The following is a 14,736-nucleotide window of genomic DNA, read 5'->3' as shown; positions in this document are numbered from 1 at the left end:
CGGCCGGATAGCGGCCCCGTGTCAATTCCACTTCCAGCCAACGCCCGCGCTCAGGCCCATTGGCTCCCGGTGGTCGATACGCCGGCGCCCCAGCCCATGCCACCATCCTTGGACATCTGCTTGTAGACAAAGGCCATGGCGCCGTAGCCTGGGTATCCGCCCACGCCCACACCCACGCCCGCCACAAGGCGGTGTTCCTGGGACGGCATGCCACACCCGAGTTCCTGGCCGAACGAACGGACATCGTGCTCTCGCATCAGATCGAGAACCCGCTCAATTATTTCTACCTGGATGTGTGCTGGCAGGGATACCCGCTGGTGCACAACGCCAGCCTGTGCGCGGACCTGGGCTACTACTACGAAGCCAATCAGGTCGCCCAAGGGGCAAGCCATGTGCAGGAGATCCTGGATGCGTTCGATGCGCAAAGCACGGCTTACCGTGCGCGCCAGCGTCAGCTGATCGGACGCTATCTGCCCGACGCGTCGCAGCTGGTCGCGGTCTATGCCGGCCTGCTCGACGCGTTGTTCAGGCGCCCTGCCTGCTAGGGGCGGACGCCATCGGAGTCAGTCGCGGCACACGCCGCGATCGACCCCGGAGACTTTAGTAGCTGTTGCGACGGGGACCGCGGCCGAAGCTGTCGCCACGCGGCTCCATCGGACGCGCCACGTTGACGGTCAGTTCCCTGCCGTCGACCTGCTTGCCATTGAGGCCTTGGATGGCAGCTTGCGCTTCGGCGCTGGAGCCCATCTCGACAAAGCCGAAGCCCTTCGAGCGGCCGGAGTCGCGGTCCATCATGACCTTGGCCGACGAGACGTGGCCGAAGTTGGCGAACTGCTGCTGCAGCGTGTCGTCGCGCATGGAGTAGGAAAGGTTGCCGACGTAGAGTTTGTTTTCCATGAGATTCTTTCGAGAAGTTGGATGGGTGTTGATGAAGAGGGTAGTGGGCCGGCTTGTCTAACGCCTGGGCCGAAACGCCGGACGCGGTGCGCCAGGAGCACGAGGCTCGATATGGCGAAACGTGAGCCGGCCTTTGGTGAGGTCGTAGGGCGACAACTCGAGGGAAACTCGGTCGCCAGCCAGGACGCGGATTCGATGCTTTCGCATCTTTCCGCCGGAATAGCAGATCAGACTGTGGCCGTTGTCGAGGGTGACCCGAAAACGCGAGTCGGGCAACACCTCTTCAACGCGCCCTTGCATTTCAATCAGTTCTTCCTTGGCCACAAGTCTCCTCTGTTGGTGGGTCTGATCGGTCTCAGACCAATTGGTTGTTCAATACGAAATGACGGCCTTGCGCCAACGCATAGCGTGCGGCGCCAAGGGCACTGTCGAAATCCGGAATGAGGCGGAACACTCGGTCGTGCATGCCGCGGCGGATGGATACCGACGCGCAATAGCGGCCGGCTTCATTGACTTTCGTCATCGGGGTGACGAGGTACTTGCCCACCTCGTGGGCGTGTGAAAGATGCATATTTGGAATCAAGGCACGCGGCCGCTCGCAAGAGCGCTGCAGTGCAGGCATCCGATGGGATGCCGGGTCAACGATGTTGGGTGAGTGCCGACCGCGTCGCGATGGACTCTAGGTCGAAAATGGAGCTCGTCGAGAGGAGGAAGACATAGGGTCCGGAAGGAGTGATGCTCCGGACATGTCATGCGGCCAAAGGCTGGCGCAAGGTGTCTATCGATGATCGAGGCAACGAGCAAGCCGCGGTCAATTGCGTCGAGTATAGGGCAATTGTTCCGAAAGCGCTTGCGCGTATGCGATGCACGTACAAAATGGCGGGAGTGATACGCTGAATTCCTCACCGGCATTGAAAGGCTCAGATGAGCAAGGCGCTTCTTTCCATACTTCGACGAGATGCGCTTCGCGTCGAGCTTCCCCGCGTGGCGGACCTGCTGCATCGCCGACGCGCCGGCGAGATCGACGATGCCGTGATCGATGACCTCGTCGCACTGTCCTGGCTCGAGTGGCTCGGCGGAACGCTGCAGTTGACGGCCACCGGCTCCAACATCTGCCGCCAGCAGATTCCCAAGTAGCAGGGCAAGCCTGGCGCTCAAGCCACCGGTGGCTCTTGCGACCAGGCGGAGAACTCGAAGTAGTCGTCGTAGCTCGACGGTTCGACCGAGGAGTCCGTATTCACGTGCAGCGGCAGCTGTCGGTTGTGCATCAGGAATGCGCAGAATGCTTCCATGTCGTAGTCGGAGATGAGCGCAGGGATCATGTCACCCGCTCCGACGCCTTCACCGCCGACGACGACCCGAGTCCGGGTGTCATGGCAGATCAGGCTGTACCTTCGCGGGGACCCTTTCCGAGGAGCGCTTTGAGCCAGCTCGAAATAGCGTGAGTTCGATGCTTGTGCGACCCGCGGCGCCTCACTGTTGTTTTTTGCGCTCGACCCCACGTGGGGCGAGGTGAAGGTTTCGTTCGACATGGCCGTCCTCTGACTCGAGGCACAGACGCCGCGATGCGTCATCGTGCGCCCAATCGGCAAGATCACCTAGAAGTATTTCCGTTGCAGGCAAGCCGAAGACGGCCGCAACGCCCGTCGGCGAGTGGCGCTCCTGACCGCCCTTGCAGCGCTTGCATCCAAGCCGCGAGGCGCGTTTAATGGCTCTCCGACCACAAGCAACGCGACCGATGCGCCAACGTTCCTTGTACTCGCCGACGATGTGCCTGGGCTTGGCGGCTCTGGCCGGCGCTGCGCACGCCCAGGGCAGCAGCGTCTCCATCTACGGTGTGGCCGATGCCTACTTCACGGGCATCCAGGGCGGCACGGGCCGCATCACACAGCTTCAGTCGAGCGGCCTGTCGGCCTCGCGCCTCGGGTTCCGCGGGCGGGAGGATCTGGGCGATGGGCTGTATGCGAACTTCGTGCTCGAAACCGGCCTGAACATGGACGACGGCACCTACGGCCAAGGCGCGGTGTTCGGGCGGCAGTCGTTCGTCGGCGTCGGCTCCACATCTTTGGGGGCGATCACGCTGGGTCGCCAGTACACCGGCTTCTGGCACCTGACGGACGAGTTCAGCGAGTTCTCGAACTCTGGCAATGGACCGAGTTCCGCGGTGATCGGCGGTTTCGGCGGCTACGAGCCCGTCCGTGGCTCGTTGGACAGTGGCACCGGCAACGGCGGGCCGGCACGCATCAACAACGCCGTGAAGTACGAATCGCCGGTGTGGAGCGGCTTTCGCTTCGGCGTTCAAGGCGGCTTTGGCGAGGTGGTCGACGATGCCGGCGGCAACCGCGTGCTGGACACCTATGCCCGCTATGCCCAGGGGCCGGTGGACCTTGCCGCCGCGTATGTCGACGACCGGGGCGGCAGCATCACGCCAGACGCCGCCCGGCGCAGTTGGATCGTCGCCGCGGCCTACAGCTTCGGCAGTCTCAAGGTGCGCGGCGCGTACCTGTCTGTCGATGACCGCAGCAGCCTCAATCTGGACGGATCGGGCTGGTGGGTGGGCGCTGACTACAGCCTGGGCTCGAGCCTCGTGAAGATCCAATACGTGGTCAACAAGCCCAGCTACCTGAGCAACAGCAGCACCCAGGGCATCGGCATCGGGTATCAATATTCGCTGTCCAAGCGCACGACGCTCTACACCTCGGTCACGTACTTCAAGAACGATGACAACGCGGGGCTGGGGCGGGCTTCTTTCACCATTCCCAACGGGCTGACCAGCACGACCGACAACGACCTCACGCAGTGGGTCGGCGGCATGCGCTTTTCGTTCTAGGCGCGCCGCGTGGGGATCAGGCCGCCGCCCGGCATGCGGCGCGGATGATGCGCTCCGTCGGATTGGGCTCCATGCCCTTGAATTCCATCGGCGGGGGCTTGGCGCGGTAGTCGCGGCGCGTTTGCACTTCACCTTCCCACAAGGGACGACGATAGAAATCGACTTGAAGGTAGTGCGCCCGATTGGCGCGGCAGTCCACGCGGACCTGCGCCAGGTAGGAGCGATAGGGCTCGCCCTCCCAGTTCTGACGTTCGTTGGCGCGGTTCACACGCAGGTTCAGCGTCTTGGAATCGCCGTCGAGTTGGATAGCCGACAGATCGACCTGCACCGTCTCGGCTTGAGGTTTGAACGCGTCTCCCGCCACGGTGAACCAGGCAGGTGCCGGGGGCGCCTCCTTCGTCTGCGCGCCAACGGGCGCCACAGACGCGGCAATCACCGCCAAACCAAATGGCCACGCTAACGCTGCCCTGCATCTGCTGATGACCAAGATATTCTTCTCCGCACCTCTGGGAAGCATGGATTCTAGGCGTGTAGGACGCACGCCACCACGGGCTGATGGACCGCATGGCAAGAGCGATGCGAACGCGCCACGCCGCGAACGTTCCTAGAATCGTCTGCCCATATCCGCCCTCCGTGAGCCAGCCCCAATGAATGCCCCAGCACCTCATACCGACGACCATGGCGAGCCCCTGCCCGCCGCAGTCTTTGCTCGCCGAGCCGAAGACCTGTGGGATGCCAGCGTGCTGGCACGCGGCCCGTGGGACCCGCGTGCCCAGCACGGCGGAGCGCCCTGTGCCTTGTTCGTGCACATCGCGGAACAGGCCATGGCCGAACCGGGCTGGCAGCTGGGCCGGCTGACGGTCGAGCTGATCCGGCCGGTGCCATTGGGCGAACTGCGGACACGCTGCGCAACCGAGCCTGCGCGCAGCACCGCGCGGGTGGCCATCGATCTGCTGTCAGGCGACAAGTTGGTGGCGCGCGCGCAGGTGCTCATGCTTCGGCAAACGGAAGTGCCCTTGCCCGGCGACGTGCCGCTCTGGTCGCCCGATCGCCTGCTGCCCCCGCCTTCCGAATGCCATGAACCCCTGCTGATCGGCGGCCTGCCGCGCGGCGTATCGTTCTACGGGACGACGATGGACACGCTCAACGCGCAGGGCGATCCGTCGCGCCCCGGCCCGGGCTCGGCGTGGTTCCGAACCGCCATGCCGATGGTCGAGGGCCACCAGAATTCGCCGGCCATGCGCGCCGTGGCCGCAGCCGACTTCGGCAACGGGCTGAGCTGGGTGCTGCCGGCCGAGCGCTACCTGTTCACGAACGCCGACATCAGTGTCCACCTGTTCCGTCCGCCGATGGGCGAATGGGTCGGCCTGCAATCGCAGACGCAGATGGATGCGAGCGGTGCCGGCATCGCCATGTCGCGCCTGTTCGACGAGCGCGGCAGCATCGGGATCGCGGCGCAGACCCTGGTGTTGCGCGAGCGCTGATCGATCGCGCCGCGCGCCTGGCGATCAGGCGCGCTTGGCCACCAGCGTCAGGATGTCGTAGCTGGCTACCACTTCGTCGTCCTGATTCGTCACTTCGACGTCCCAGGCCACCACGCCCTGCCCCTGTCCGTTGGCATCCTTGCGGCGTCGATCGATCTTTCGCTTGCAGGTCAGCCGCGCGCGGATGGTGTCGCCGATGCCCACGGGCTTGACGAAGCGCAGCGTGTCCAGGCCGTAGTTGGCCAGCACCGGACCCGGCGCGGGCGAGACGAACAGGCCGGCCGCCGCCGAGAGCACGAAGTAGCCGTGCGCAATGCGCTTGCCGAACGGCGATGCCTTCGCAGCGATCTCGTCGAAGTGCATGTAGAAGTAGTCGCCCGACAAGCCGCCGAAGGCAACGATGTCGGCCTCGCTTACCGTACGGCGGTGCGTCAGCAGGGAGTCGCCGATGGCCAGGTCCTCGAAGTGCTTGCGGAAGGGATGCAGTTCTTCTTCCTGCCGCTTTGCGCCGCGCATGTATTCGCCGGTGATCGCCGTGATCATGCTGGGCGACCCCTGCACCGCCGTTCGCTGCAGGTAGTGCTTGACGGCGCGGATGCCGCCCAGCTCCTCGCCGCCGCCGGCGCGGCCGGGGCCGCCGTGCTTGAGCATCGGCAGCGGCGATCCGTGACCGGTCGATTCCGCCGCCGCCTCGCGATCGAGCACCAGCCAGCGACCGTGCAGCGCCGCCACCGCCGGCACGATGCGCGCGGCCGTGGCCGGGTCGCGCGTGACGAGCGTGCCCACCAGGCTGCCCTTGCCACGCGCTGCCAGTTGCAGCGCCTCGTCGATGCCGTCGTAGGGCATCAGCGTGCTCACCGGCCCGAAGGCTTCGACATCGTGCGCCGCGTCGTGTTCCAGCGGCTTGCGCGACAGCAGCAGCGTCGGCGCGAAGAAGGCGCCCTCGCCCACATCCTCGCCCACGGGGGCGAAGCCGTCGCGCTCGCCGAACACCAGTTCCGCACCTTGCATCAGTAGGGCCACGCGCTCGGCCACGTCCTGCTGCTGCGACTTGGAAGCCAGCGCGCCCATGCGAACGTCTTCCCGCGCGGGGTCGCCCACCACCGTCTTGGCAAGCCGCGCGCGAAGGCGCTCGGCCACGGCGTCCAGGTGCTGCCGCGGCACGATGGCGCGCCGGATCGCGGTGCACTTCTGGCCGGCCTTGACCGTCATTTCGCGCGCCACCTCCTTGACGAAGAGGTCGAACTCCTCGTCGTCGGGCGTCACGTCCGGGGCGAGGATGGCGCAGTTGAGCGAGTCGGCCTCGGCATTGAACGGGATCGAATGGCGCACGAGGTTGGGATGCACGCGCAGGCGCGCCGCCGTGTCGGCCGAACCGGTAAAGGTGACCACGTCGCTGCCTTCGAGCCGATCGAGCAGATCGCCCGTACCGCCGATCACCAGTTGCAGGCTGCCTTCGGGCAACAGGCCCGAGTCGACCATCAGCCGCACCATGGCCTCGGTCAGATAGCTGGTCGCGGTGGCCGGCTTGCCGATGCACGGCATGCCGGCCAGAAAGGACGGCGCGAACTTTTCAAGCAGCCCCCACACCGGAAAGTTGAAGGCGTTGATGTGCACCGCCACCCCACCGCGCGGCACGAGGATGTGGGTGCCGGCGAATGCGCCCTTCTTGCCCAGCGGCACCGCGGGCCCTTCATGCACGAGGTTGCCCGACGGCAGTTCGTTGCTGCCCATGCCTGCATATGCCACCAGCGTGCCGGCACCGCCTTCGATGTCGATCCAGCTGTCGGCGCGCGTGGCGCCGGTGTGCGCCGATATGGCGTAGAGCTGCTCCTTGTGCTCGTTCAGGTACTTGGCCAATGCCCTGAGCCGTGCGGCGCGCTCCTGAAAGTCCATTGCCAGCAGGGCCGGCAAACCCTTGCGCCGCGCGTGGGACAACGCCTCGGCAAAGTCCAGCGGCTCCGCATGCGTGCTGGCGACGGCGCGGCCGTTGACGGCGCTGTGCAGCGCCTGGGCGGCTTCTTGGCCCACCCATCGGCCGCCCACATAGCTCTGAAGAACGGAAGTCATGTTCAGTCTTTCTCTCGAAGATTCGAAAAGCGGGGATCTCAGACGGCAGTGGCCGCAGCCTTCGCATTGCCCATGCCCAGGTAGGTGTCGATGATCCGGCGGTCGTTGAGCAGTTCTCGGGCGGCGCCAGTCAGCGCCACGGCGCCCATCTCGAGCACGTAGGCACGATCAGCCACCTGCAGTGCGGCCCGCGCGTTCTGTTCGACCAGCAGCACCGACACGCCATGCCGACGCAGCGACGACACCACCTGCAGCACCTCGCGCACGATCAAGGGCGCAAGGCCGAGAGAAGGCTCGTCCAGCATCAGCAGGCGCGGCCGGGCCATGAGCGCGCGGCCTATGGCGAGCATCTGCCGTTCGCCGCCGGACAGCGTGGACGCCATCTGCGCGTGGCGTTCGCGCAAGCGGGGGAAGATGTCGAACACCTCCTCCATGCGCGCCTTCTGGTCGCGCTGGCCACGACGCCAGCGGACGAAGCCGCCCAGCAGCAGGTTGTCGTGCACCGACATCTCGCCGAACAGTTCGCGCCGCTCGGGCACCAGGCCGACGCCGCGCGCCACCATCGCCTCGACGCTGGGACGGACGATGTGCTCGCCCGACAGATGCACCTTCCCGCTCGAAGGCAGCAGGCCCATGGCTGCGCACAGCAACGTGGTCTTGCCCGCACCGTTGGGGCCGATGACGGTGACGATCTCGCCATCGCGCACCTCCAGATCCACCGAATGCAACGCCTGCACTTCGCGGTAGGCCACGCTGAAGTCGTTCAGTTGCAGCAAAGGGGCACTCATGCGCTCAGCTCCTCGGCGCCGCCCAGATAGGCATCGAGCACACGCGGGTTGGCCTGCACTTCGGCCGGCGTGCCTTCGGCGATCACGGTGCCGAACTCCAGCACGGTGATGCGGTCGGCCAGGTTCATCACGAATTCCATGTCGTGTTCCACCACCAGAATGCCCAGGCCTTCGGCCCGCAATTGCGACAGCAACTGGGCCAGGGCCCGCTTTTCCAGATGCCGCAGTCCGGCTGCCGGCTCATCCAGAAGCAGCAGGGCCGGCTGGCCGGCCAGGGCTCGCGCAATCTCGACGATGCGCTGCTGCCCCAGGGCGAGTGACGACGCCGGCGCATCGACATGCTCGGCCAGGCCCACGCGCTCGATCTGGCGCCGCGCCTCGGCCACGATCGCCGCTTCTTCGCCGCGGTCCAGCCGCAGCATGCTGGCCACCCAGCCCCGACGCGCACGCAGGTGCGCGCCCAGCGCCACGTTGTCGAGCACGCTGCGCTGGCCCAGCAGACGCACGTGCTGGAAGGTGCGGCCCAGCCCGAGGGCTGCGAACTCGCGAGCCGGATGCCTTTGCATCGGGCGATCCATCAGACGGACCTCGCCTTCGGTCGGATCGTCGACCCCGGAGATCATGTTGAAGAAGGTGCTCTTGCCCGCACCGTTGGGACCGATGAGCGCATGGATCTCGCCGGCCTTGACGTTCATGCTGACCGCATCGTTGGCCACCAGTCCGCCAAAGCGCTTGGTCACCCGATCGGCGGCGAGCAGCACCGAGCCCGATGCCGGCAGCTTGCGCTGCGCCAATGACTGCACGGTCTTGGGCTGCGGCCTGGCATCGGGCTTGAGCCAGCGACTGCCCAGGCGCTCCAGCGAAGGCCACAGGCCATCGGCAAAGCGCTGGAGCACCAGCAGCATCAGCAGGCCGAAGACGATCACCTCGAAGTTGCCGCTGCTGCCCAACAGGCTCGGCAGCACATCCTGCAGCTTCTCCTTGAGCAAGGTGATGAGCGCTGCGCCCAGCACCGCGCCCCACAGGTGCCCCGCGCCGCCGACCACCGCCATGAACAGATATTCGATGCCGATGTTCAGATTGAACGGCGTCGGGTTCACGAAGCGCTGCATGTGCGCATACAGCCAGCCCGACATCGCCGCCAGCAGTGCCGCCAGAACGAACAGCTTGATGCGCTGGCGCGCGGTGTCCACGCCCATCGACTCGGCCATCAGCCGGCCGCTCTTGAGCGCACGCACGGCCCGCCCTTCGCGCGAATCCAGCAGGTTGTGCAAAAGCCAGATCGCCAGCAGCAGGACCGCCCAGATCAGCACGCCCAGCGCGCGCGGCGAAGCGAGCGAATAGCCGCCGATCACCAGCGCAGGAACGCCGGTGATGCCGGTCTGCCCGCCCAGGAAGGCCATGTTGCCGAACAGGAAGTACAGGCTCAGCCCCCAGGCGATGGTGCACAACGGCAGGTAGTGGCCCGACAGCTTGACCGTGATGGCGCCCAGCCCCCAGGCCAGCGCAAAGGTGATGGCAAGGCCCAACGCAAGACCGAGCCAGGGCACGATCGCGCTGCCTGCCAGCGGCCCCATCCAGGCCGCCGCCGTGGGCGAGGTGCACAGCCATGCCGTCGCATACGCCCCCATCCCGACAAAGGCCGCCTGGCCGAACGACGTCATGCCGCCCACGCCGGTGAGCATGCACAGGCCCACGGCCACCAAGGCATACAGGCCGATGTAGCTGACGACGACCACGGTGAACTCGGGCAGGAAGCCCCACGCGAGCGCCAGCGCCAGCACCGCCGCCAGCGTGAGCATGCGGCGCGAGACGATGCCGTTGCCAGTAGATGCAGCGGTAGAACCCTTCAATGCGGCGCTCACTCTTCATCCTCCACGTGATGGCTGTTCAGCGAGCGCCACCACAAGACCGGAATGATCAGCGTGAACACCAGCACCTCCTTGTACGCACTGGCCCAGAAGGAAGAGAAAGCCTCCAGCTGACCCACGAGCAGGGCACCGAGCAGCGCAATCGGATAGCTGGCCAGCCCGCCGACGATGGCCGCGACGAAACCCTTGAGCCCGATCAGGAAGCCGGTGTCGTAATAGATGGTCGTGAGCGGCGCGATCAGCAGGCCCGACACTGCGCCGATCAGCGCCGCCAGCGCGAAGCTCACGTCGCCCGCGAGTTCGGTGGGCACGCCCATCAGGCGCGCGCCGACGCGATTCATCGCCGTGGCCCGCAAGGCCTTGCCGACCATCGAGCGGCCGAAGAACTGGAACATCAGAATGACCAGCACGAAGGCCACCACGATCACCACCAGCGATTGCCCGGTGATCTGCAATCCGCCAAGCTGGAAGCTGGCCTCGGAGAACGCCGTCGTGCGCGAGCCCTCGGCGCCGAAGAACAGCAGGCCGAGCCCCACCAGCACGCCATGCAACGCCACCGAGACGATGAGCAGCGTCAACACCGTGGCCTGCGCCATCGGACGGAACGCCAGGCGATACAGCAAGGGCCCGAGCGGCGTGATGAGCACCAGCGTGGCCAGCGCCTGCCCGGCCACGCCCGTGGGACGCCACAGCAGGATGAGCAGGCAGGCCAGCGCCGGAAGCGCCACGCACCACAGCAAGGCCGAGCGCCAGTCCACCGTGGCACCGCGCCGATGCCGCCATGCCTCGACCACCAGCGTCGCCGCCGCCATGGCCAACAGCATCCACAGCGTCGCCGGGACCTTGCCGGCCTGCATGAGTGCCATCGACAGCGCGCCGAAAGCGACGAACTCGCCTTGCGGAATGAAGATCACGCGCGTGACCGAGAACACCAGCACCAGGGCCAGCGCCATCAGCGCATAGATCGCGCCGTTTACAAGACCGTCCTGCGCCAGCAGGACAGCAATTTGTCCGTCCATTGAATTTCCAGACGAGAAACCGCAACCAACAAAAGCCAAAGCGGCCGATCCGGGGCCGGCGAATCCGGATGGCCTTGCGAGGCATGCGCGGAACCGGCCATGCCGTCCCGCTGCATGCGCACCTCACCTCAGGGCGTGTATTTCCAGGTGCCGTTCTCGATCTTCACCATCACGCGGGCACGCTGGTCCAACCCCAGGTGATCGGTGGGCGACATGGTGAAGATGCCGTGCGCGCCGGCCAGTTCGTTGGTCTTCTCGAGCGCGTCGCGCAGGGCAGCGCGGAACTCGGGCGTGCCGGGCTGCGCCTTCTTGAGCGCCTCGGGCACGGCATGGGCCATGAGCAGGCCTGCGTCCCATGCATGCGCGCCGAAGGTCGAGACGCTGCCCTTGCCGTAGGCTGCCTCGTAGGCGGCGACGTAGGCAAGCGCGGTCTTGCGCACCGGGTTGTTGGCCGGCAACTGGTCGGCCACGAGCACCGGGCCGGCCGGCAGGAAGGTGCCTTCCACGTCCTTGCCACCCACGCGCAGGAAGTCGGCATTGGCCACACCGTGCGTCTGGTACATCTTGCCGGCGTAGCCGCGTTCCTTGAGCGTCTTCTGCGGCAGCGCGGCGGGCGTGCCCGAGCCAGCCACCAGGATGGCATCGGGGCGCGCGGCCATGAGCTTGAGCGTCTGGCCGGTGACGGAGGTATCGGTGCGGCTGAAGCGTTCGTTGGCGACGATCTTCAGGCCCTTCAGGCCGGCCGCCTTGCTGAACTCCTGGAACCAGCCTTCGCCGTAGGCATCGGAAAAGCCGATGAAGCCCACGGTCTTGACCCCTGTTCTGCCCATGTGTTCGGCGATGGCCAGCGACATCATGATGTCGTTCTGCGGCGTCTTGAACACCCACTTGCGCTTGTCGTCCATCGGCTCGACGATGCGCGCCGAAGCGGCCATCGAGATCATCGGCACCTTGGCCTCGGCCGCCACGTCGATCATGGCGAGCGACGCCGGCGTGATGGTGGAGCCCAGGATCACGTCGACCTTGCTCTCGGCAATCAGCTTGCGCGCGTTGGAAACGGCCGCCGTGGTGTCGGAGGCGTCGTCGAGCACCACGTAGTTCACGGTCTGCCCGCCGATGGACTTGGGCATCAGAGAGATCGTGTTCTTTTCGGGAATGCCGAGCGAGGCCGCCGGGCCGGTGGCCGACAGCGTCACGCCCACGGTGATGTCGGCCTTGGCCAACAGCGACAGGCCCATCAGCGCCGCCAGCAGCAGGGGTTTGTTGATCAACTTCATCTTGTCTCCATGCTTAGAAAAAAACTGAACCGGTAGTGGACCGGGGTGAGGCGCTGCGCAACATCCGGATGTTCCCGCCTAGTGGAATCACTCAGCGCTCGTCGAAGGACAGCACCACGCGCTCGGTCAGCGGATGGGCCTGGCAGGTGAGGACGAAGCCAGCCGCCACTTCCTTCTTGTCGAGCGCGAAGTTGCGCTCCATGCGCACTTCGCCTTCGATGAGCTTTGCCCGGCATGTGCCGCACACGCCCGATGTGCATGAATACGGCACTTCCATGCCGGCTGCGGAGGCAGCGTCGAGGATGCTCGGCTGCTGCTTGGTGAATGCAATCTCGCGCCGCATGCCGTCGCGCACGATGGTGATGCGCGCCGTCTCGGCATCGCCCGGGCGCGCCTCGTGGATGACGGCGCCCACACCGGCCCCCGCCGTGGGCTGCACCGCCACGCCGAAGCGCTCGATGTGGATGCGGTCCTCCGGCACGCCGGCGGCCAGCAACGCGGCTTCGGCCTCGTCGTTCATCTGGAAGGGGCCGCAGATGAAGACATGGTCGATGCCGGCGGCGGGCACCACGCTGCCCAGGAACTCGGCGATCTTCTGCCGGTTCATCAGTCCGTGGTTGAGCGGTGCGTCGGTCGGCTCGTCGGAGAACACATGCTGCAGCACGAGCCGGGTCATGTAGCGGTTCTTCAGGTCCTCGATCTCTTCCTTGAACATCGTGGACTGCAGCAGACGGTTGCCATAGATGAGCGTGAAGCGGCTCTTCGGCTCGCGCGCCAGCACCGTCTTCATGATCGACAGGATGGGTGTGATGCCGCTGCCGCCGGCAATGCCGACGTAGTGCCGCGATGCGGCCGCATCCGTGGGCACGAAGAAGCGGCCCTGCGGCGCCATCACCTGGATGGTGTGGCCGGGCTTGAGGTGCTCGTTGATCCAGTTGGAGAACACACCTCCGCGCACCTTGCGCACGCCCACGCGCAGTTCGCCGTCGTCGACGCCGGCGCAGATGGAATAGGAGCGCCGCAGGTCCTGCCCGTCGATGTCGGTGCGCAGCGTGAGGTATTGGCCCTGCGTGAAGCCGAAGACCTCGCGCAGATCGGGCGGTACGTCGAAGGAAACGATCACGGCCTCTGCCGTGTCGGGCTCGACGGCGCGAACGCGCAAGGGGTGGAACATGACGCTCATATCGGTTTGAAATGCTCGAAGGGTTCGCGGCAGGACAGGCAGCGGTAGAGCGACTTGCAGGCCGTGCTGCCGAAGGCCGACAGGCGTTCCGTGTGCAAGCTCGCGCAGCGCGGGCAGGCGACGGCTTCGCTGCGGCGCCCGATCACGCGCACGGTGGCCTGCTGCGGCAGATCGGCATGCGCGGTGCCGGGCGGCGCGATGCCGTATTCGGACAGCTTGCGCCGGCCTTCGGCGCTGATCCATTCGGTGGTCCAGGCCGGCGCGCGGCGCAGCGTGACCTTGGCCGGGCCCAGGCCAGCGCCGTTGACAGCGGCCAGCACGTCATGCTCGATGACTTCGGTCGCCGGACAGCCGGAATACGTAGGCGTGAGCACCAGTTCCAGCTCGTCGCCATGCTCGATCACGTCGCGCACGATGCCCAGGTCGCACACCGACAGCGCCGGCACCTCGGGATCGAGCACGCCATGCAGCACCGCCCAGGCTTGCTTGACTCGGTCGGACTCGGTGGCGACGGCGGCAGCGCTCACCACACGCCTCCGGGATAGGCGCGCTGCAGGTACTGCATGTCGGCCAGGATGAAGCCCATGTGTTCGCTATGGCGGCCGCGCTTGCCATCGCTGCGGAAGGCGCTGTCGGCCGGGACTTCGAGCGTGGCCTCGCGCAGGATGTCCGTCATCTCGGCACGCCAGGGCGCTTCGAGTTCGGACCAGCGCGGGCCAATGCCCTGCGCGGCGGCGGCTTCGTCGACGGCATCGGTGTCGAACATTTCTGCCGAGAAGCGCCACAGATCGGACAGCGCCTCTTCCATGCGCCGGCGCGACTCCGCCGTGCCGTCGCCCAGCCGCACCACCCAGTCGGCGGAATGCTGCTGGTGGTAGCGGGCCTCCTTCAGCGCCTTGGCGGCGATGGCGCGCACTTCATCGTCCTGCGAATCGGCGGCCAGGCGCTGCCACAGGAGCTTGAGCCAGGTGGCGACCATGGTGTTGCGAAGCACGCTGGCGGCGAAATCGCCGCGCGGCAGCTCGACCAGGGTCAGATTGAAATAGTCGCGCTCGTTGCGCAGGAAGGCCAATTGGTCTTCGTCGTGCCCGGCGCCTTCCAGCGTGCCGGCGTGGGCGAGCAGCGCCCGCGCCTGGCCGATGAAATCGAGCGCGATATTGGCCATCGCGATGTCCTCTTCCAGGATGGGCGCGTGGCCGCACCATTCGCCCAGCCGTTGGCCGAGGATGAGGCAGGTGTCGCCAATCCGCAGCAGGTACTGCGTGGCCGGCGTGAGATTCAGTGCGATGGAAGCGGCAGTCATGTCAGGCATCGTGG

At 66.3% G+C, this 14,736-nt stretch carries 18 protein-coding genes; 4 read left to right on the top strand and 14 right to left on the bottom strand.

Features of this window, described 5'->3' with window-relative positions; translation table 11 throughout:
* Positions 1 to 50 precede the first annotated feature (50 nt).
* Entirely contained in the window at positions 51 to 209 is a 159-nt protein-coding gene (locus QTH91_RS02780) for a hypothetical protein (protein ID WP_286659668.1), read from the bottom strand.
* Between QTH91_RS02780 and QTH91_RS02775 the strand changes: the two genes are divergently transcribed.
* A complete protein-coding gene (locus tag QTH91_RS02775; protein ID WP_390368533.1) occupies positions 192 to 545 on the top strand; it encodes a DUF2827 family protein in 354 nt (117 codons plus the stop codon). The genes QTH91_RS02780 and QTH91_RS02775 overlap by 18 nt on opposite strands.
* A gap of 55 nt (positions 546 to 600) precedes the next feature.
* Here the strand turns inward: QTH91_RS02775 and rbp are convergent, their stop codons facing one another.
* From rbp to QTH91_RS02760, 3 genes are read right to left on the bottom strand one after another with little or no spacing between them, the layout of a single operon-like run.
* Positions 601 to 897 carry an RNA-binding regulator gene (gene rbp, locus QTH91_RS02770; protein WP_286658507.1) on the bottom strand — a complete coding sequence of 99 codons (297 nt, stop codon included), beginning with the start codon at positions 895 to 897 and terminating at the stop codon, positions 601 to 603.
* A gap of 57 nt (positions 898 to 954) precedes the next feature.
* On the bottom strand, positions 955 to 1,221 hold the full coding sequence (gene infA / locus QTH91_RS02765) for a translation initiation factor IF-1 (protein ID WP_286658506.1): 267 nt from the start codon (positions 1,219 to 1,221) through the stop codon (positions 955 to 957).
* 31 nt (positions 1,222 to 1,252) lie between these two features.
* Positions 1,253 to 1,468 carry a hypothetical protein gene (locus QTH91_RS02760; RefSeq protein ID WP_286658505.1) on the bottom strand — a complete coding sequence of 72 codons (216 nt, stop codon included), beginning with the start codon at positions 1,466 to 1,468 and terminating at the stop codon, positions 1,253 to 1,255.
* A gap of 353 nt (positions 1,469 to 1,821) precedes the next feature.
* Here QTH91_RS02760 and QTH91_RS02755 point away from each other — a divergent pair, with 353 nt between their 5' ends.
* On the top strand, positions 1,822 to 2,034 hold the full coding sequence (locus QTH91_RS02755; RefSeq protein WP_286658504.1) for a hypothetical protein: 213 nt from the start codon (positions 1,822 to 1,824) through the stop codon (positions 2,032 to 2,034).
* Between the two features lie 17 nt (positions 2,035 to 2,051).
* Here the strand turns inward: QTH91_RS02755 and QTH91_RS02750 are convergent, their stop codons facing one another.
* A complete protein-coding gene (locus tag QTH91_RS02750) occupies positions 2,052 to 2,219 on the bottom strand; it encodes a hypothetical protein (RefSeq protein WP_286658503.1) in 168 nt (55 codons plus the stop codon).
* Between the two features lie 416 nt (positions 2,220 to 2,635).
* Here QTH91_RS02750 and QTH91_RS02745 point away from each other — a divergent pair, with 416 nt between their 5' ends.
* Positions 2,636 to 3,727, top strand: coding sequence for a porin (locus tag QTH91_RS02745; protein WP_286658502.1), 1,092 nt, complete (start codon positions 2,636 to 2,638; stop codon positions 3,725 to 3,727).
* A gap of 16 nt (positions 3,728 to 3,743) precedes the next feature.
* Here the strand turns inward: QTH91_RS02745 and QTH91_RS02740 are convergent, their stop codons facing one another.
* Positions 3,744 to 4,163, bottom strand: coding sequence for a surface-adhesin E family protein (locus QTH91_RS02740; RefSeq protein WP_286658501.1), 420 nt, complete (start codon positions 4,161 to 4,163; stop codon positions 3,744 to 3,746).
* A 211-nt stretch (positions 4,164 to 4,374) separates the two neighbouring features.
* Here QTH91_RS02740 and QTH91_RS02735 point away from each other — a divergent pair, with 211 nt between their 5' ends.
* A complete protein-coding gene (locus tag QTH91_RS02735; protein WP_286658500.1) occupies positions 4,375 to 5,211 on the top strand; it encodes a thioesterase family protein in 837 nt (278 codons plus the stop codon).
* 24 nt (positions 5,212 to 5,235) lie between these two features.
* Here QTH91_RS02735 and paaZ read toward each other — a convergent pair whose 3' ends face one another.
* The 8 genes from paaZ to paaC all read right to left on the bottom strand — a co-directional run bounded on the left by paaZ (position 5,236) and on the right by paaC (position 14,722).
* On the bottom strand, positions 5,236 to 7,281 hold the full coding sequence (paaZ, locus tag QTH91_RS02730) for a phenylacetic acid degradation bifunctional protein PaaZ (RefSeq protein WP_286658499.1): 2,046 nt from the start codon (positions 7,279 to 7,281) through the stop codon (positions 5,236 to 5,238).
* A 38-nt stretch (positions 7,282 to 7,319) separates the two neighbouring features.
* Positions 7,320 to 8,069 (bottom strand): ABC transporter ATP-binding protein, encoded by a 750-nt coding sequence (locus QTH91_RS02725; protein ID WP_286658498.1) that lies wholly within the window; start codon positions 8,067 to 8,069, stop codon positions 7,320 to 7,322.
* Positions 8,066 to 9,871: a branched-chain amino acid ABC transporter ATP-binding protein/permease gene (locus QTH91_RS02720; RefSeq protein ID WP_286659589.1), complete on the bottom strand. Its 1,806-nt coding sequence runs from the start codon at positions 9,869 to 9,871 to the stop codon at positions 8,066 to 8,068. The genes QTH91_RS02725 and QTH91_RS02720 overlap by 4 nt, the downstream gene beginning before the upstream one ends.
* 59 nt (positions 9,872 to 9,930) lie before the next feature.
* A complete protein-coding gene (locus QTH91_RS02715) occupies positions 9,931 to 10,959 on the bottom strand; it encodes a branched-chain amino acid ABC transporter permease (RefSeq protein WP_286658497.1) in 1,029 nt (342 codons plus the stop codon).
* 128 nt (positions 10,960 to 11,087) lie between these two features.
* Positions 11,088 to 12,236, bottom strand: coding sequence for an ABC transporter substrate-binding protein (locus tag QTH91_RS02710; protein WP_286658496.1), 1,149 nt, complete (start codon positions 12,234 to 12,236; stop codon positions 11,088 to 11,090).
* 91 nt (positions 12,237 to 12,327) lie between these two features.
* Positions 12,328 to 13,419, bottom strand: a complete 1,092-nt coding sequence (gene paaE, locus QTH91_RS02705; protein WP_286658495.1) for a 1,2-phenylacetyl-CoA epoxidase subunit PaaE — start codon at positions 13,417 to 13,419, stop codon at positions 12,328 to 12,330.
* A complete protein-coding gene (paaD, locus tag QTH91_RS02700; protein ID WP_286658494.1) occupies positions 13,416 to 13,946 on the bottom strand; it encodes a 1,2-phenylacetyl-CoA epoxidase subunit PaaD in 531 nt (176 codons plus the stop codon). Before paaD ends, paaE begins: the two co-directional genes overlap by 4 nt.
* On the bottom strand, positions 13,943 to 14,722 hold the full coding sequence (paaC, locus tag QTH91_RS02695) for a 1,2-phenylacetyl-CoA epoxidase subunit PaaC (protein ID WP_286658493.1): 780 nt from the start codon (positions 14,720 to 14,722) through the stop codon (positions 13,943 to 13,945). Before paaC ends, paaD begins: the two co-directional genes overlap by 4 nt.
* Between the last annotated feature and the right edge of the window lie 14 nt (positions 14,723 to 14,736).

The organism is Variovorax dokdonensis, from assembly GCF_030316895.1.
GTDB lineage: Bacteria > Pseudomonadota > Gammaproteobacteria > Burkholderiales > Burkholderiaceae_C > Variovorax > Variovorax dokdonensis.
This window is presented reverse-complemented; position numbering and strand designations above follow the sequence as displayed.